Origin of the sequence: Vibrio sp. 1874, from assembly GCF_033344395.1 — a bacterium.
GTDB classification, from domain to species: domain Bacteria; phylum Pseudomonadota; class Gammaproteobacteria; order Enterobacterales; family Vibrionaceae; genus Vibrio; species Vibrio alginolyticus.
Genome location: NZ_JAWPOR010000009.1, coordinates 142,284 through 159,858, shown reverse-complemented (window position 1 = coordinate 159,858; position 17,575 = coordinate 142,284). Strand labels below are relative to the sequence as shown.

Below are 17,575 nucleotides of genomic sequence, written 5' to 3'. Positions count from 1 at the left end.
AATTAATGTAATCGTCATTATAAAGAAATCTTTCCACATCTAACATCACAACTCACCTACAATCCTTGCAATCTCAACTGTATGGTTGATAATTAACCACTTTCAAGGTCATGAAATTGAAACAATTGTTGAACAAAGTTTAGTGCTATCAAACTGTGTCTAGATGCCAATTAATCTCATAAAAACAGTATGGTAAGGAATGATGGCTTTTTCCTGCAAAATTATTTCTGTTTCAAGATAAGAAAATGCTTTAATTTCACACTTTTGGTGATTATGATGCGCGCCTCAAAAGTGAATGGTTAGTGTCACATCAGCTGGGATAATCCCGGCTTGAACGTGGGGGAAATACAGACGTTGAACGCAAAACCGCAAGCAGGAAAGCCAGTTATTCGTTTATCTGGTATTAGTAAAAGTTTCGATGGTAAGGAAATCATCGGTAATTTAAATCTGGATGTTAATCATGGTGAATTTCTGACGATTCTCGGGCCTTCTGGTTGTGGTAAGACAACAGTTTTACGCATGATTGCAGGTTTTGAAACGGCAGATAACGGTCAAATTATTTTGGATGACCAGGATGTAACACAGGTTCCTGCAGAGCAAAGGCACGTCAACACGGTATTTCAAAGTTACGCATTGTTTCCACACATGACCGTATATGAGAATGTCGCTTTTGGTCTTCGTATGCAGAAAACGCCTACTGCGGACATTGAACCACGAGTAATGGAAGCGCTACGCATGGTGCGCCTAGAAAAAATGGCTCAGCGTAAGCCTCATCAGCTTTCTGGCGGTCAGCAACAACGTATCGCCATTGCGCGTGCGGTTGTTAACAAACCAAAAGTACTGCTGCTAGATGAATCTCTATCTGCACTTGATTACAAACTGCGTAAGCAAATGCAAATCGAGCTTAAACAGCTTCAGCGTCAACTTGGTATTACCTTTATCTTCGTTACGCACGATCAGGAAGAGGCCCTATCGATGTCTGACCGCATTATTGTTATGCGCGACGGTGTTATCGAGCAGGATGGTTCTCCACGTGAGATTTACGAAGAGCCGAAGAACCTATTTGTTGCTCGCTTTATCGGTGAGATCAACGTATTCAACGCAACCATGCTAGAGCGTATCGACGAGAAACGTATCCGTGCAGAAATCGAAGGTGTCGAGTCTGTTGTTTACTACGATCAGGAAGCGCAAGCAGGTGACAAACTGCAAGTACTACTTCGCCCAGAAGACTTACGTATCGAAGAGATCAAAGAGTCTGAAGAAAAAGGCATCGTAGGTCACGTAACAGAGCGTACCTATAAAGGTATGACGCTTGATTCCGTTATCCAATTGGATTCAGGCATGCGTGTAATGGTTAGCGAATTCTTTAACGAAGATGATCCTGATGTGGACCACTCACTTGGCCAGAAAGTCGCTATCACTTGGGTTGAGAGTTGGGAGGTAGTCCTCAATGATAAGCAAGAAGATTAATCTTCAAAACGCGATCATTACCTTAATCGTCGGTTGGTTAACACTTTTCGTGTTGGTACCAAATGTGATGATTATCGGTACGAGTTTCTTAACGCGTGATGAAGCAAACTTAATCGAAATGACATTTACTTTCGACAACTACTTACGTCTACTCGACCCCTTGTATGCGAAAGTGCTGATGCACTCGTTCTACATGGCGATTGTGGCGACGTTGTTGTGTTTAGTAATTGGTTACCCATTTGCTTACATCATAGCGAAAATGCCAGAGAAATGGCGCCCATTCATGTTGTTCTTAGTTATCGTACCTTTTTGGACAAACTCTCTTATCCGTACTTACGGCCTGAAGATTGTTCTGGGTACACAAGGTATTTTGAACAAATCATTAATGGCGATGGAAATCATCGATAAGCCATTACGTATTATGTACACCGAAACAGCAGTAATGATTGGTCTTGTGTACATCCTGCTTCCATTTATGATTCTGCCGCTTTACTCGGCAATCGAGAAGTTGGACAACACTTATATCGAGGCGGCGAAAGATCTTGGTGCGAACAAGTTCCAAACCACTACGAAAGTGATTCTACCTCTTACAATGCCTGGCATTATCGGTGGTTGTTTGTTGGTTCTGCTACCAGCACTAGGTATGTTCTACATCTCTGACCTTCTTGGTGGTGCGAAGAACCTACTGATCGGTAACGTCATTAAGAGCCAAGTATTGAACGCTCGTGACTGGCCATTTGGTGCTGCGACCAGTATCGCCCTCACCTTCGCAATGGCTGTGATGCTTTACGCTTACTACAGAGCAGGCAAACTATTGAATAAGAAAGTGGAGCTAGACTAATGGGACGCACAGTTAGATTTAGCTTTATGGCGCTGGTATATGCATTTTTGTATCTGCCGATCATCGTCCTAATTGTTAACTCATTTAATGCCAACAAATTTGGTATGAAATGGGGCGGTTTCACCACGAAATGGTACGAAACCTTAGTAAATAACGACAGCCTAATGCAGGCTGCATGGCATTCATTGAACGTAGCGGTATTTTCAGCGACAGCAGCAACCATCATTGGTAGCTTGACGGCTGTTGCCCTATTCCGTTACTCGTTCAAAGGTAAAGGCGCGGTAAACGGCATGCTGTTTGTCGTAATGATGTCTCCAGATATCGTAATGGCGATTTCATTACTTGCTCTGTTCCTTGTATTGGGCGCACAGCTAGGCTTCTTTACTCTATTGATTGCTCACATCACCTTCTGTCTACCTTTCGTTGTGGTAACAGTGTACAGCCGTTTAAATGGCTTTGATGTGAAAATGTTGGAAGCTGCAAAAGACCTTGGTGCAAGCGAATGGGTTATCTTGAAACAGATCATCCTTCCTCTCGCTAAACCAGCGGTTGCCGCAGGTTGGTTATTGAGCTTTACCCTGTCTTTGGACGATGTGATCATCAGCTCGTTTGTAACGGGTCCAACATACGAAATCTTGCCATTGAAGATTTACTCCATGGTTAAGGTGGGCATTTCACCAGAAGTGAACGCCCTAGCAACGGTGATGTTGATTGTTTCTTTGGTCTTGGTAGTAATTTCTCAGTTGCTAGCAAGAGAAAAAGTGAAGTAGAATCCGCACCTGTTAACATCACGAAACAGAATGGTTACATGCCATTCTGTTTTTCTATCTATCGTCCAAAATTGGACAACGTTTGGTTTGGAGCTAACGTCAATGAAAAAATGGGCTACTCTATTAGCTGGTAGTGCATGTGCGCTTTCTCTGTTCTCTGGTACAGCGACAGCGGATGATAAAGAACTAGTATTTATGAACTGGGGTCCTTACATCAACAGTAATATCCTAGAGCAATTTACTAAAGAAACTGGCATCAAAGTGATCTACTCGACTTACGAGTCGAACGAAACTTTGTATGCAAAGCTAAAAACCCATAACCAAGGTTATGACCTAGTAGTACCTTCAACGTACTTCGTAGCGAAGATGCGTGACGAAGGCATGCTACAAAAGATCGATAAGACTAAGCTGAAAAACTTCGGCAACCTAGATAAAAACTACCTAGACAAGCCTTACGATCCAAGTAACGACTACTCTATCCCACACGTTGTTGCGATTACAGGCCTAGCGGTTAACGCAGACATGTACGATCCAAACGACTTCCAAAGCTGGGCTGACCTATGGAAGCCTGAGCTTGAAGGTCAAGTAATGTTGATGGACGACACTCGTGAAGTGTTCCATATCGCTCTGCGTAAACTTGGTTACTCAGGTAACTCAAAAGACCCTAAGCAAATCGATGAAGCGTACGCTGAGCTACAAAAGTTGATGCCTAACGTTTTAGTTTTCAACTCTGACAACCCTGGCGCACCTTACATGTCTGGTGAAGTGGGCGTCGGTATGCTTTGGAACGGTAGCGCTGCAGCCGCACAAAGTGAAGGCCTGAACCTTAAACTCGTTTTTCCTAAAGAAGGCGGTATCGGCTGGGTTGATAACTTCGCTATCTCTTCCGGTGCGAAGAACGTAGAAGCCGCTCACAAGATGATCGACTTCTTACTGCGCCCAGAAATCGCAGAGCAAATCTCTCGTGATACTGGCTACCTAACGGCGGTTGAGGAATCGAATGCTAAGTTTAAAGACGTTGCCCCACTATTCCCTTCTCAAGAAGACCTTGACCGCGTTGAATGGCAAGATGCGGTTGGTGATCTAACCGTTAAATACGAAGATTACTTCCTCAAGCTGAAAGCGGGACAATAATCTAGCTTGTGTAACAAGTCATCAACCATAGGAAAATAGGCAGCAATACGCTGCCTATTTTTGTCTTAGGCTGATATAATCGCGCGTTGCTAGGTTTATTTGTCTTGGTATCATAGATTTATCGTCTCATAACAAGGAGACAACGATATTCAAGCTAAATGAACATATTTGTGCTTACTGCGATTTGGCTCAACTTGATAACTCCAGCTAGTATTGACTTGTCCAATCGCGAAACAAAACGGAAAACAAATGAAAAGTAAATTCTACGCAAGCGCTCTATGTGCAGCGACGCTCATCGCTACCCCTGCAATGGCTGCTGATCAAGAACTGTATTTCTACAACTGGTCGGAATACATTCCAAACGAAGTTCTTGAAGACTTTACAAAAGAAACCGGAATCAAAGTTATTTACTCTACATACGAATCTAACGAGAGTATGTACGCAAAACTAAAAACTCAAGGTTCTGGTTACGACTTGGTAGTACCGTCTACCTATTTCGTCTCTAAAATGCGTAAAGAAGGCATGCTACAACAGATCGACAAAGAGAAATTATCTCATTTTGCCGATCTTGATACTAACTTCCTAAACAAACCGTTCGATCCGAACAACAACTACTCTATCCCATACATTTGGGGTGCGACCGGTATTGGTATCAATGCTGACATGCTAGACAAGTCATCGGTTTCTAAATGGGATGATTTCTGGGATAGCAAGTGGGAAGGTCAACTAATGCTGATGGATGATTCTCGCGAAGTATTCCACATTGCATTGACTAAGCTTGGTTACTCACCAAACACGACTAACCCAGAAGAAATCAAAGCCGCTTACGAAGAACTGAAAAAGCTAATGCCAAACGTATTAGTATTTAACTCAGACTTTCCTGCAAACCCTTACCTTGCGGGTGAAGTTTCACTAGGCATGCTTTGGAACGGTTCTGCATACATGGCTCGTCAAGAAGGCGCGAACATCGACATCATCTGGCCAGAAAAAGGCACTATCTTCTGGATGGACAGCCTAGCAATTCCAGCTGGTGCGAAGAACGTTGACGCAGCTCATAAGATGATCGATTTCCTACTACGTCCTGAGAACGCAGCTAAGATTGCACTTGAGATTGGTTATCCTACGCCAGTTAAAACGGCACACGATCTGCTACCGAAAGAATTTGCTAATGATCCAAGCATCTTCCCACCACAAGAAGTGATGGACAGCGGTACTTGGCAAGATGAAGTTGGCGAAGCGAGCGTAATGTACGATGAGTACTTCCAAAAGCTAAAAGTGAACAACTAATTCGTTAGTTTTAAAGATATGAAAAAGCGGCTCATGAGCCGCTTTTTTGTTCTTAATGACAAGAAAAAAACTCTTCCTGTTGAAGTTATTACGCTCTTTCTTTTCCTTCTAGAGCCAGTATCTCGTCAACTAATTTTGGAACCTCAACGCTTGCTTTTCCGTAGCGTTTTTCCTCAAATTCACTTTCTACCGCACTAGGTTCTAGGTTAATTTCAATGGTATGTGCGCCGTGCATTTTTGCATCATGAACAAAACCTGCTGCGGGATACACAACGCCAGAAGTCCCAATAGAAATAAACAAATCTGCTTCTTCTAATGACGCGTAGATATCACCCATTCGCAGTGGCATTTCACCAAACCAAACAATATGTGGTCGCATTTGTGAAGGGATCTGACAACAGTGACAAAGCTCGCCGGTCTTAATGTCCTCATTGTGCTCTACTACTTGGTTAGATTCACTACAGCGGGCTTTGAGCAACTCACCATGCATGTGAATCACATTCTGACTGCCGCCTCTTTCGTGAAGGTTGTCTATATTTTGAGTGATGACCGTCACTTTACCTTCTAACTCAGCCTCTAAACGACCCAATGCTTCATGCGCTGCATTAGGCTTTATCGCATTATCTTGAAGTTTCTTGCGGCGTTGGTTGTAAAAATCTTGAACAAGGTCCGGATCGCGAGCAAACCCTTCAGGCGTTGCTACATCTTCGATACGGTGATTCTCCCATAGGCCATCTTGCGCACGAAATGTTTGAATACCAGATTCGGCCGAGATACCTGCACCAGTAAGTACTACAATATTTCTATAAGGGAAATTCATAACTCATCCTTGCTGTTTTTTCATTAGCTTAACACTGAAAGAATAGCAACAGTAGTAATATGGATTAGACCATAGTCGTAATGGTCACTATTAGAATTACAATTTAAGAGGAACAGCAATGAGACAAGTATCTCTAGCGTTTATATTGCTTATGACTTTGGCAGGCTGTCAACTTACCAATGTTGAAGGCGAAGTCGATGATGTAAAGGTAAGAGTCAGCACCAATGATGATGACCATCGAGGTAATGGTAATTTCTGTCCTCCTGGCCAAGCCAAGAAAGGCAATTGCTAAAAGAGCGGCTTTATGCCGCTCCCATATTGGCCTCAATCCTCGTTGGTCGAAGATATTTTATGAATGGCTAGGTCAGCGCCATTGAATTCGTCTTCTTCTGAAAGCCTTAGTCCCATACTGGTATTAATCGCGCCGTAGACTGCAAGTGCCCCAAGCACAGCGATGGAAAGGCCCAAAAGCGTTCCTAGAAGCTGAACGATAATGCTCACGCCACCTAGCCCACCCAATGCGCTTTGACCAAAAATCCCAGCGGCAATACCACCCCAAGCGCCACATACACCGTGTAAAGGCCAGACACCTAGCACATCATCAATCTTGGTTTTGTTTTGTAGGTGGGTAAAAAGATAAACAAATAGCACGCCAGCAATCGCACCTGTTACTAAAGCACCGATAGGATGCATTAAGTCTGAGCCCGCACATACAGCAACCAAGCCAGCTAGTGGGCCGTTATGAATAAAGCCAGGGTCATTCTTACCAGCCAACAGTGACGCGACAATGCCCCCGACCATTGCCATCAATGAGTTCATAGCCACCAAGCCACTTATGCCTGACACAGTTTGAGCTGACATGACGTTGAAGCCAAACCACCCCACACATAAGATCCAAGCTCCCAAAGCCAAAAACGGAATATTCGAAGGTGCAAAGTTGGTATGCTTTCCTGCTCGAACTCTGCCTTTTCTCATGCCCAAAAACACAACGGCAACCAGCGCTATCCAGCCGCCAACACCATGTACAACGACTGAACCTGCAAAATCGTGGAAGTCATAACCAAAGGTATTTTCAAACCAAGCTTGAACACCAAAGTTTCCGTTCCAGATCATTCCCTCAAATAACGGGTATACGATGCCGACAGTGAAAAATGTTGCGATAAGAATCGGATAAAAACGAGCTCGCTCTGCGATACCACCAGAAACAATAGCAGGAATCGCTGCAGCGAAGGTCAGCAAGAAAAAGAACTTCACCAACTCGTAACCATTGCCTTGAGATAATGTCTCTGCATCAGCAAAGAAGGTGCCGCCATAAGCGACCCAGTATCCAATGAAAAAATACGCAATGGCGGAAATACCGAAATCGGCCAAGATTTTAACTAAAGCATTAACTTGGTTCTTTTGGCGCACGGTTCCTACTTCAAGAAAAGCAAAACCAGCATGCATCAAAAAGACCATGATTGCGCCAAGTAGTAAGAAAAGTGTGTCGGAACTTTGCGTGAGAGTTTGTACAGCGCCGTGTACCTGATTGGCAGTTACACTCATTATGATTGTCTCCGTTGATCTGTAGCGCACTTATCCTGTGCATCAAAGTTAGGCTCATCACTAATTTGGTGAACTTAGTTTATAGAGCGTCTAACAGAGCAATTCTCATTCCATAATTTACATTTCTAACACTTACACTTTAATTTATTGTTTTGTATGAACTTTAATAAAATTATGCATTCTTGAAATGGTGCTTAACACGCTAATAAATGCACCAATGTGGTTTTAGTGCACCAACATAATGCGCACCATACAGCTCAACAAGCAGCAAACTCCCCACCATAAACATAAAAGCCACCTCATGAGAGGTGGCTTTTATACTGAATGGCTAACTAAAGGAGTTTATCGAGTGATCTTCCCTGCTTTTACTTCTTCTAGCCAACGCCCCTCGACGAGATAAGGAGGAAGCCAACCAGTTTCAACTGATAAACGGTTGCCTTTGTCGTACCACATACAGGCCATGCCAAGAAGAGGGAAAGATATGAAAGTTTCTATAGAAATCAAGTCCTCTGGCTTATCGAGCCTCATTTGGTATTGCTCTTGGAACTGTAGGTTCTTAATGAGTACCTCTTCAAAGTCATAACCGATGTCAGTTGTCAGGGCAGCAAAAGTTTCCAAAATACCCATGGCGATTTCTAACGCCCAATCATCACCCTGAGCAACTGCCGCGTCCATCGCGGCCACCAGTTTATCAGGGTAGTCTGCTGTACGTTGATGGAACGACTGAATTACGTCTACTAACATATAAGACAGCTCACCCGCTTTGGTAGAGCTCTGTCTCATCAAAGAAGTTGGAAAGTTCGCCAATGCGTCTAAACTTGGCCTGTCACGCACAATTGTCGATATGAAATACATATCAATCCATCTATTAGGATTTATGCACCCCGTTTTTAAAATACCCTCCCCGTCCCACTTTACTTCAGGATAGTCGAGAATCTTTATAGTTAGTTCATCATTGGGATTCATAGCAAGTCTATGATAACAAGCACCCATCAATGAAGTTTCGTAAAGACGTAATGTACAAATTTGTTCGTCTTCATGTGAAGTTTGAAACCATGTATACCAGCGAACCTGGTCAATGGCAAAATCACCAAAACTAACCAAGTTTTCTCGCCTGATTTTAAGACCTTCTTTGCGCTGATCTAATATCTTATTGATGAATTCTTTCTCAGAAGAAACTCCACTTTCACTCAACTCAGGATTTGCTTTGCGTTCTACAACTTTACTTTGCATTTTAAATTAGTCCTTTGGAATCAATTTTAAACTCTGCCGCATCTACTATTACGTCTGAGGCATTTCCACTTTCAGGGATGCTTGTTTGAGTATGTATATATCGAATAGGTATGCCGAACGAAGCTGCATGTTGAATTTTTCTTGCTGCTATTTTTTCAGTCGTTCCTTCTTTATTTTTCGACATTAGCCTGGTGATTTCTGCAGTGTATTCCGTTGTCCCTTGCTGATATGCCATATTTCCAATCTTGCGGCTGCCCAGCGGGCTGCTCCCTCCTTTGGCCTCAACAATTATAATTTCACCTGGTGGCGGCTCTTCCACCTCGTAAACCATATCAAAATCGCCCGGCTTCGAAATTGAGGTTCCAATATCTTTGGGATGAAGCAGCTTAGCATTAGGACGTTTACTCCGGACAAAGTCATCCGCGGCCAACTCACCTATTTTTGCAGACTGTTGGTTAATATTACCAATTTGAGCGTTATATCCCTCTTCGCCAGATCGAGCGTCCATTGCCTCTTGACGCTCTTTCAAGCATTCATCAATTTTTGCTTTGTTTCTTTCTGTTAGCTCATAATCACTCGTATTGAGTTCAGAGTTTTCTTTATACTCTGCTTTATTTAGCACAAGATCTTCAGTAAAGATCGTGCAACCTTCTTCCCCGCCAACTTTCTCTGAGTCAAAAACATGCGCATTGACAAACTCCTCAATCCCAACAACATACTGCACTTCGTGTCGGCTGCCATCTGAATGATTGATATGACGATAAAAAGTAATCTCGTTTCTTTCGCAATCAATATGGTCTAAATCGTATTCATATCGAATATGATTTTTACCTTTGGGTTTTCGGATTTTGACTTGCGAGCGAACGCCATCTTCTCCGACGGATGATTCTTTTGCTGCCTCTAAAATCTGATCGCAAACCTCTTGGGGGACATCGCTTTGCGCCTGATACTCTGCCTACATTTGACCCAAGCGTTTTAGCCCTTCTTCACACAAGAAGCCTGTTGGGTCAATCCACTGGATAGGATTGACTGCATATTGGTAATGCCACTATTGACAGTTCAACTAACAAGCTCCCAATCATAAATATAAAAGCCACCTCGTAAGAGATGGCTAAAAAAATACCCGAGGAGCTCTAAAAAGGACGCCATTCACTTTCTGACTTAAATACCACTCCTGAAAAATCTTTGTTCTCGATTAATTCAGCCAGTTTTTCATCGACACATAATAACCACTCGATAGCATCCAGTTGAAATATAGTTTTCTGCATTTCAATATCTTTCTTAAGGACAACTCGATCAATTGAATCAACCTCTCCATCAAACTCACTAAATATTGAATGATTTCTATCCAGTAAATCGCAAATCGCAAGAACATTTAAAAAATAGTATTCACCAAAACTTTTACCTTGGTAATTAACCTCAATCGGTAGGAATTCAACTTCACTCGTTTGTGTGTGCTTAGAAATTAAATCAGATAACCGTCGACTCACGATTAATAAAGGACCACTAAGAAAACTATCCGCAGGCTTGTCATCTGATATGACATCAATAGTAACTTTTGGCCATTTGTCTCCTAGGGCAACGCCTCCCGTCAGATTCAATCCTATTAATACACTAGACTGCGTTACTTTGCCTTGAGTAAAATCGGAGTCTCTATCTACCTTGTTGGTCCAAATTTTAAGTGTCATTACTACTTCCTACTTTTCCATTGCGGATCATCCAATTGCGATCGAGCTTCATTCTTTTCCAGAGCATTCCTAATGTTACTTTCTGTTTTTCCAATTTCATCTACAAAAATCATATCATCGATCAAACCACGACCATACTTAGTTTACAACGCTCTCATTTCTCGTCGAACTAAAGCACCTGAGAACCTTGGTGCCTTGCACTTAGATGTCTACCCACGTGTCAGGGAAGGCCTATTTCGACAGATGTTTTAATATTAGTTGGAAGTGCAATCCCATTTGCACCTCTGTTAATGTTGTAATCAAGTTCGGTAGCTCTATGCATGACCGGATATTCCTGAGCAATATTGATACTAATTTGGTGATTTCCAGCATGGTTTTCAGGTAACCCGCCAACTATTTCGTTATTTAACTTGAGCCCACAACCTCTTCTTAAAGAACCGCCATAATAATTCGCAACACTCCCCTCCTTTGAGTTTTATTTAAGGGGATGATTTGGACAATTTCCTCTATACCTACAACATATTGAACTTTGCGTTTACTACCATCTGAATGATTGATATAACGATGAAAAGTAACTTCGTTCTTCTCGCAATCAATATGGTCTAAATCGTATTCATATCGAATATGATTTTTAACTTTGGGTTTTCTGATAATGCCACGAATGATTGGTCGTTCGGCAAACAACAAACTCCCCACCATAAATATAAAGCCATTTCAAGAGAAAGATGGCTTATAGACTGAATTGCTAACTAAAGGGTGTTATTGAGTGATCTTCCCTGCTTTTACATCTTCTAGCCAACGTCCTTCAACAAGATAGGGTGGAAGCCAACCGGTTTCAACAGATAGACGGTTGCCTCTGTCGTACCACATGCAAGCCATGCCAAGCAGAGGGAAATTAATGAACGTGCGGAGCCCTATTCTATCTGGCCCTAATTCTCTAAGATGATATTTCTCTTGGAACTGTAGGTTTTTAACGAGCACTTCCTCAAAATCATAACCAATATTAGTAGTGAGCGCTGCGAAGGTTTCTAGGATCCCCATCGCAATTTCCAACGCCCAATTATCCCCTTGAGCTACCGCTGCGTCCATTGCTGCAACCAGCTTATTAGGATAATCCGATGTGCGGTTGTGGAACGACTGAATGACGTCTACTAGCATATAAGACAGCTCACCCGCTTTGGTAGAGCTCTGTCTCATCAAAGAAATCGAAAAGTTCGCTAACACATCCATGCTAGCTTTGTCACGAACGATGACAGAGGTAAAATACGCATCTAGCCACATTGAGGGGCAAATGAAGCCTGTTTTTAAAATACCTTCGCCTTTCCATGTTACTTCTGGATAATCAGGTAATTTAATGCTTTGAGGCTCGCTTGGCTTGATGGCAAGTTGATGGTAAAAAGCACGCATCAATGATGATTCATATAGACATAGCGTGCCGATTCTCTCATCATCGTCTAATGGAGGTAACCATGTATACAGACGGAGCTGATAAGAAATACCATCGCTCAAGTAAACCAAGTTTTCTCTTTTTATAGATATGCGCCTTTTCCTTTTGTCTAAACTCTCTTTTATTTCTTCTCGATAAGCTTCTCTTTCAAAATCACTTAGTTCAACATGAGCTACTCGTTCAACCTTTTTTACCTCTGAGCTATCAACCACTTCTGAACTCTCCTATATCTATATCAAACTCTTTTGCTTTGAACTTGGAAACCTTACCGCTAGAGGGTATTTCTGCTTGTGTATGTAATTTCAGTTGGTGCCTCGTAAATCATATCAAAGTCGCCTGGCTTCGAAATTGAGGCTCTATGTAACAACAGTTCAAAGGCTGAGCATATATTCCAAAAATGCCTCAAATGTTGTCCATGATTGGGCTTCTTTACCAAACAATTCATCTATGAAAAGGGCTACTTGCCCCGATCTTTCTGATTCATTTGAAAATAAAAAGTAGTAGCCACCTCCGGCATAGCGCTCTAATACGCAACCGTTTTGTGGTATTTTCTCAAAATCACTCGGTATCTCATCCTCGCGAAGTTCAAGAGTGCGCTCAACTGTAAGATAGTCCTCATCTTCAGAGTATCCATAAATCGTATGACCAAACCACTCAACGTAACCATATTTTCTTAGAAAAACTTTATATGGCTCCGGAAAGGATAATCCTAGCTGATTTTCCATTTCATGAATTGATACGTCATTCAACTCTCCAAAGCACTCAAACCCTTCTTTTTCGGTGAATTGATCGAGCATTACGTCTAAGCTTCTCATATTTAAAACTCTATTTTTGATATATATTTTGCCTTCATCGTACCAGTGCAATCGCTTATTGTACTTCTGATGAGGCTTGGAATTCATTACCCTGAAGTTATTGAACGAGTTATCCCCTTTCCGAAATAAAAGAGGTCTTATGGTGAATGATTAAATCCGTCGAGAAGTCTTCCTGATTTAATCATTTTGAACAACTGCTTTGAAGTAAAACGCTTCGCTGCCTCTTTTGTAATCGCGTAACAACGAACCCCTCACCATAAACTTATAAGCCACCTCGTAAAAGATGGCTTATAAGTAAAGAGAATTTATCTAGTGATCTTCCCTGCTTTTACATCTTCTAGCCAACGTCCTTCAACAAGATAGGGTGGAAGCCAACCGGTTTCAATAGATAGACGGTTGCCTTTGTCGTACCACATACATGCCATGCCAAGCAGAGGGAAGTTGATAAAAGTTCTGATGCCTATCCTATCTGGTCCCAATTCTCGAAGATGATATTTCTCTTGGAACTGTAGGTTTTTAACGAGCACTTCCTCAAAATCATAACCAATATTAGTAGTGAGCGCTGCGAAGGTTTCTAGGATCCCCATCGCAATTTCCAACGCCCAGTTATCCCCTTGAGCTACCGCCGCGTCCATTGCTGCAACCAGCTTATCTGGGTAGTCCGATGTGCGGTTGTGGAACGACTGAATGACGTCTACTAGCATATAAGATAACTCGCCCGCTTTGGTAGAACTCTGTCTCATCAAAGAAATAGGAAAGTTTGCCAATACGTCCATGCTAGCTTTGTCACGCACAATCACCGAAGTAAAATAAGCATCTAACCATCGATTAGGGTGTAAACATCCAGTTTTCAAAATACCTTCGCCTTTCCATGTCACTTCTGGATAATCAGGTAATTTAACGCTTTGAGGTTCATTTGGTTTAATGGCAAGTTGATGGTAAAAAGCACGCATCAATGATGCCTCATAAAGGCAAAGCGTTCCGATTTGTTCAGTTTCTATTGAAGATGGAAAGCAACTATACCACCTCACTTGTTCTGAAACGTCGTCGCTAAGAGCGACTAAGTTCTCCCTGCGGATTGCTATTAGCTCTTTGCGCTCATCTAAATCTTCATTGATATACATTTGGTAGTCAGCGACATCATTTGGTGTCAATTGAGGTTCCGCCTTTCTCCTCATGCTAACTTTCTTTTTATTATCAGACATTTAATCCAGTCCTAATTCTACGTTAAATTCTTTTACATTAACTGAAGAAACCTCTCCAGCATCAGAAATAGCCGCTGCGGTGTGAATATATCTAACAGGAGTTTTTTTTCTCAATGCTTTTTATACTTCTGGCCGCTTTCTATTCGGTTGTATCTTTGTCCTTTTGAGCCATTAGATCAGTAATTGCAGTTGCATATTCAGTTGTCCCTTGCTGATATGCCATATTTCCAACCTTACGGCTGTCTAGTGGGCTAATACCTCTTAACGTCTACGAGAATAATTTCCCTGGGTTTTGGGTTCTTCTACAAGGTAGGCCATACCGTAGTCTCCTGGTTGTAAGAAAACACGCCATTATTTTTTAGGGGACAACTCCTAGTTAAGTGACATACCGTTGAGTCTTAGCCATAAAATGCCATGTGTCACGAAACATGAACGCCAAAAATAGAGATCTAACCTATTTTTTCCAGTACCCTCTAGATGCTCGCTCTGGGATTACCAGATTCCAAACAGATTTACTGCCTATAGATTCGTAAAACTCGGCGGCCCCGATCTCTTTAGTGGACGGCTGAAACCAATGAGGTTGAGGCACTTTTTTAGAATTCCATTAGAAACTGCCATAGCAATTGCTGTTTCACAGCACTCAACGTCGGTCAAGCCTTTGAAGGGGCCCTCCTTATATAAAATAAGTTTTTTCCGAGCCACTATATTGAGCAATTACAGACGTAACTGCCTTTCTATCACCATTATTTATTTTCAAAGTAAGTCCTGACTTTCCTAGCAAGGCTTTTAAATCGCACTCATTATTAGTAACCCACTTTTTAAGAGCCATATCATTAATAATGTTATCTCTGAAATTTATGAGTATAGTCACAAGATCATCTTCAAAATTCATTTTATCCTCAACTTTGTAATGGGATAACCTAGCTATCGTCCCAACTTTTAGTTTCTCCTAGAAATTGATTAACTCCACCTTCACCGACTGCTGGGTAAAAATCGCTCGTAGGCTCCCATCCAACGCTTAATGCCCCCAAAAAGGGCGAGATACCGTTAGTTTTATTAATTCATTGACTGGAATTTTGACTAGAGCTTCTGATATGTTTTTTACCTTTTGGCTTTCGGATTTTGACTTGCGAGAGAACGCCATCTTCTCCGACGGATGACTCTTTTGCTGCCTCTAAAATCTGATCGCAAACCTCTTGGGGGAAAGTTATTTTGTGCCTGATACTCTGCCAACATTTGCTGTAAGCGTTTTTCACAGAGGAAACCTGTTGAGTCAATCCACTAGATGGAGTTGATTGAATATCGGTAAACATATAATCCACCTCGTGAAAGGTGGATTATTTACTGAATTGCTAACTAAAGGATTTATCGAGTGATCTTCCCTGCTTTTACATCTTCTAACCAATGTCCTTCGACGAGATAAGGAGGAAGCCAACTGGTTTCAATAGATAGACGGTTGCCTTTGTCATACCACATACATGCCATACCAAGCAGAGGGAAAGATATGAAGGTTTCTATAGAAATTAAGCCCTCTGGCTTATCGAGCCTCATTTGGTATTGCTCTTGGAACTGTAGGTTCTTAATGAGTACTTCTTCAAAGTCATAACCGATGTCAGTTGTCAGGGCCGCAAAAGTTTCCAAAATACCCATGGCGATTTCTAATGCCCAATCATCACCCTGAGAAACTGCCGCGTCCATCGCGGCCACCAGTTTATCAGGGTAGTCCGACGTGCGGTTATGGAACGACTGAATGACATCTACTAGCATATAAGACAGCTCACCCGCTTTGGTAGAGCTCTGTCTCATCAAAGAAACCGGAAAGTTCGCCAATACATCCATGCTAGGTTTATCACGCACAATCACCGAAGTAAAATAAGCATCAAGCCACATTGAAGGACAAATAAAGCCTGTTTTAAAAATACCTTCACCATCCCATGTCACTTCTGGATAGCCGAGTATCTGGATACTTAATTCTTCATTGGGATTCATAGCAAGTTGATGATAACAGGCTCCCATTAAAGAAGTTTCGTAAAGACGTAATGTACAAATTTGTTCGTCTTCATGCGTAGTTTGAAACCAGGTATACCAGCGAGCCTGGTCGATGGCAAAATCACCAAGACTAACCAAGTTTTCTCGCCTGACCTTAAGACCTTCTTTTCTGTTATCTAAAACCCGGTTTATAAAATTTTTTTTACTCACAATGGCTTGTGTGTCAAGTTCAGGATTTGCTTTGCGCTCTACAATCTTGATCGATTCTTTACTTTGCATTTTGACTTAATCCTTTTGAATCAATTTTAAACTCTACTACTTCTACTACTACGTCTGAGGGCTTCAAGCTATTCGAGTAAAAGGGCTTAGGTATCTTTAAAAAGGACACATAATGCCAAGTGTAACGCAACAAAACGTCAGAAATGATGACCTAGCTCCCTTTGAATCTTAGCGAATTATATTTCCGGCTTTTACATCCTCTAACCAACACCCTTCGACGAGATATGGAGGAAGCCAACCAGTTTCGACAGATAAACGGTTGCCTTTGTCGTACCACATACAAGCCATGCCAAGCAGAGGGAAGTTAATAAAAGTGCGGATGCCTGTCCTATCTGGTCCTAATTCTCGAAGATGATATTTTTCTTGGAATTGTAGGTTTTTGACTAGCACTTCCTCAAAGTCATAACCAATGTTAGTAGTGAGCGCTGCGAAGGTCTCTAGGATCCCCATCGCAATTTCCGACGCCCAGTTATCCCCTTGAGCTACCGCTGCGTCCATTGCTGCAACCAGCTTATCAGGATAATCCGATGTGCGATTGTGGAACGACTGAATGACGTCTACTAGCATATAAGACAGCTCACCCGCTTTGGTTGAGCTCTGTCTCATCAAAGAAATCGGAAAGTTCGCCAATACATCCATGCTGGGTTTATCACGAACGATGACAGAGGTAAAATACGCATCTAGCCACATTGAAGGACAAATGAAACCTGTTTTTAAAATACCTTCGCCTTTCCAAGTTATTTCAGGATGATCAGGTACCTTAACCGTCAAAGGGCTTTCAGGTTTTTGAGCTAGTCGATGATAGCTAGCTTGCATTATCGAGGCTTCAAATAGACGCAGCGTTCCTATTCGGTCATTTAGTTCAGACACTGGAAACAAAGTATATAACCTAACTTGCTCCCAAACCCCGTCTGTTAGATATATCAAGTTTTCGCGCTTTATTGTGATACGATGTTTTCTTTTCTCTAAGTTTTTTTCTATTTGTTTTGTATAGTAATTAAGTTCCTCAGTATTCAACTCGTAGGCTGCTTTTCTATTTATCTTTTTCATAC

At 41.9% G+C, this 17,575-nt stretch carries 17 protein-coding genes and 2 pseudogenes; 6 read left to right on the top strand and 13 right to left on the bottom strand.

Annotated features, from left to right (window positions below; genetic code table 11):
- The first annotated feature begins 354 nt into the window (after positions 1–354).
- From potA to R8N46_RS16555, 5 genes are all read left to right on the top strand, one after another.
- On the top strand, positions 355–1,470 hold the full coding sequence (gene potA, locus R8N46_RS16575; RefSeq protein WP_216613637.1) for a spermidine/putrescine ABC transporter ATP-binding protein PotA: 1,116 nt from the start codon (positions 355–357) through the stop codon (positions 1,468–1,470).
- Positions 1,451–2,311, top strand: a complete 861-nt coding sequence (gene potB / locus R8N46_RS16570) for a spermidine/putrescine ABC transporter permease PotB (protein WP_213972502.1) — start codon at positions 1,451–1,453, stop codon at positions 2,309–2,311. Before potA ends, potB begins: the two co-directional genes overlap by 20 nt.
- Positions 2,311–3,081 (top strand): spermidine/putrescine ABC transporter permease PotC, encoded by a 771-nt coding sequence (gene potC, locus R8N46_RS16565; protein WP_005389180.1) that lies wholly within the window; start codon positions 2,311–2,313, stop codon positions 3,079–3,081. The genes potB and potC overlap by 1 nt, the downstream gene beginning before the upstream one ends.
- A gap of 102 nt (positions 3,082–3,183) precedes the next feature.
- Positions 3,184–4,215: an extracellular solute-binding protein gene (locus R8N46_RS16560; RefSeq protein ID WP_017634902.1), complete on the top strand. Its 1,032-nt coding sequence runs from the start codon at positions 3,184–3,186 to the stop codon at positions 4,213–4,215.
- A gap of 249 nt (positions 4,216–4,464) precedes the next feature.
- A complete protein-coding gene (locus R8N46_RS16555) occupies positions 4,465–5,502 on the top strand; it encodes an extracellular solute-binding protein (protein ID WP_005377521.1) in 1,038 nt (345 codons plus the stop codon).
- Between the two features lie 88 nt (positions 5,503–5,590).
- On the opposite strand, the gene cobB is transcribed toward R8N46_RS16555, so the two are convergent.
- Positions 5,591–6,322, bottom strand: a complete 732-nt coding sequence (gene cobB, locus R8N46_RS16550; protein WP_005377522.1) for a Sir2 family NAD+-dependent deacetylase — start codon at positions 6,320–6,322, stop codon at positions 5,591–5,593.
- 118 nt (positions 6,323–6,440) lie between these two features.
- On the opposite strand from cobB, the gene R8N46_RS16545 reads away from it, so the two are divergent.
- Positions 6,441–6,614, top strand: coding sequence for a hypothetical protein (locus R8N46_RS16545; protein ID WP_165401620.1), 174 nt, complete (start codon positions 6,441–6,443; stop codon positions 6,612–6,614).
- 32 nt (positions 6,615–6,646) lie between these two features.
- On the opposite strand, the gene R8N46_RS16540 is transcribed toward R8N46_RS16545, so the two are convergent.
- From R8N46_RS16540 to R8N46_RS16485, 12 genes and pseudogenes are all read right to left on the bottom strand, one after another.
- A complete protein-coding gene (locus R8N46_RS16540; protein WP_115385988.1) occupies positions 6,647–7,867 on the bottom strand; it encodes an ammonium transporter in 1,221 nt (406 codons plus the stop codon).
- A 342-nt stretch (positions 7,868–8,209) separates the two neighbouring features.
- Complete coding sequence (locus tag R8N46_RS16535; RefSeq protein ID WP_025766647.1) at positions 8,210–9,100, bottom strand: immunity 49 family protein; 891 nt, start codon at positions 9,098–9,100, stop codon at positions 8,210–8,212.
- Position 9,101: 1 nt separating this feature from the next.
- Positions 9,102–10,145: pseudogene (locus R8N46_RS16530) on the bottom strand (type IV secretion protein Rhs); the annotation flags it as partial.
- 88 nt (positions 10,146–10,233) lie between these two features.
- Positions 10,234–10,788, bottom strand: a complete 555-nt coding sequence (locus R8N46_RS16525) for an imm11 family protein (RefSeq protein ID WP_033905294.1) — start codon at positions 10,786–10,788, stop codon at positions 10,234–10,236.
- 429 nt (positions 10,789–11,217) lie between these two features.
- Positions 11,218–11,472, bottom strand: a complete 255-nt coding sequence (locus R8N46_RS16520; protein WP_226084321.1) for a hypothetical protein — start codon at positions 11,470–11,472, stop codon at positions 11,218–11,220.
- Positions 11,473–11,547: 75 nt separating this feature from the next.
- Positions 11,548–12,447 (bottom strand): immunity 49 family protein, encoded by a 900-nt coding sequence (locus R8N46_RS16515; protein WP_064353925.1) that lies wholly within the window; start codon positions 12,445–12,447, stop codon positions 11,548–11,550.
- Between the two features lie 159 nt (positions 12,448–12,606).
- A complete protein-coding gene (locus R8N46_RS16510; RefSeq protein ID WP_169644514.1) occupies positions 12,607–13,050 on the bottom strand; it encodes an SMI1/KNR4 family protein in 444 nt (147 codons plus the stop codon).
- A gap of 305 nt (positions 13,051–13,355) precedes the next feature.
- Positions 13,356–14,255: an immunity 49 family protein gene (locus R8N46_RS16505; RefSeq protein ID WP_064353923.1), complete on the bottom strand. Its 900-nt coding sequence runs from the start codon at positions 14,253–14,255 to the stop codon at positions 13,356–13,358.
- 673 nt (positions 14,256–14,928) lie between these two features.
- Positions 14,929–15,147, bottom strand: a complete 219-nt coding sequence (locus tag R8N46_RS16500) for a hypothetical protein (RefSeq protein WP_033905291.1) — start codon at positions 15,145–15,147, stop codon at positions 14,929–14,931.
- A 196-nt stretch (positions 15,148–15,343) separates the two neighbouring features.
- Positions 15,344–15,557, bottom strand: a pseudogene (locus tag R8N46_RS16495) (hypothetical protein); the annotation flags it as partial.
- Between the two features lie 63 nt (positions 15,558–15,620).
- Entirely contained in the window at positions 15,621–16,523 is a 903-nt protein-coding gene (locus R8N46_RS16490) for an immunity 49 family protein (protein ID WP_033905290.1), read from the bottom strand.
- 168 nt (positions 16,524–16,691) lie between these two features.
- Entirely contained in the window at positions 16,692–17,573 is an 882-nt protein-coding gene (locus tag R8N46_RS16485) for an immunity 49 family protein (RefSeq protein ID WP_213972499.1), read from the bottom strand.
- Positions 17,574–17,575: the final 2 nt, after the last annotated feature.

Bases quoted from the DNA above. Each gene is read 5' to 3' on its own strand.
- potB (WP_213972502.1), top strand. From the start codon at position 1,451: ATGATAAGCAAGAAGATTAATCTTCAAAACGCGATCATTACCTTAATC.
- potC (WP_005389180.1), top strand. From the start codon at position 2,311: ATGGGACGCACAGTTAGATTTAGCTTTATGGCGCTGGTATATGCATTT.
- R8N46_RS16560 (WP_017634902.1), top strand. From the start codon at position 3,184: ATGAAAAAATGGGCTACTCTATTAGCTGGTAGTGCATGTGCGCTTTCT.
- R8N46_RS16555 (WP_005377521.1), top strand. From the start codon at position 4,465: ATGAAAAGTAAATTCTACGCAAGCGCTCTATGTGCAGCGACGCTCATC.
- cobB (WP_005377522.1), bottom strand. From the start codon at position 6,322: ATGAATTTCCCTTATAGAAATATTGTAGTACTTACTGGTGCAGGTATC.
- R8N46_RS16545 (WP_165401620.1), top strand. From the start codon at position 6,441: ATGAGACAAGTATCTCTAGCGTTTATATTGCTTATGACTTTGGCAGGC.
- R8N46_RS16540 (WP_115385988.1), bottom strand. From the start codon at position 7,867: ATGAGTGTAACTGCCAATCAGGTACACGGCGCTGTACAAACTCTCACG.
- R8N46_RS16535 (WP_025766647.1), bottom strand. From the start codon at position 9,100: ATGCAAAGTAAAGTTGTAGAACGCAAAGCAAATCCTGAGTTGAGTGAA.
- R8N46_RS16525 (WP_033905294.1), bottom strand. From the start codon at position 10,788: ATGACACTTAAAATTTGGACCAACAAGGTAGATAGAGACTCCGATTTT.
- R8N46_RS16510 (WP_169644514.1), bottom strand. From the start codon at position 13,050: ATGAGAAGCTTAGACGTAATGCTCGATCAATTCACCGAAAAAGAAGGG.
- R8N46_RS16505 (WP_064353923.1), bottom strand. From the start codon at position 14,255: ATGTCTGATAATAAAAAGAAAGTTAGCATGAGGAGAAAGGCGGAACCT.
- R8N46_RS16500 (WP_033905291.1), bottom strand. From the start codon at position 15,147: ATGAATTTTGAAGATGATCTTGTGACTATACTCATAAATTTCAGAGAT.
- R8N46_RS16490 (WP_033905290.1), bottom strand. From the start codon at position 16,523: ATGCAAAGTAAAGAATCGATCAAGATTGTAGAGCGCAAAGCAAATCCT.
- R8N46_RS16485 (WP_213972499.1), bottom strand. From the start codon at position 17,573: ATGAAAAAGATAAATAGAAAAGCAGCCTACGAGTTGAATACTGAGGAA.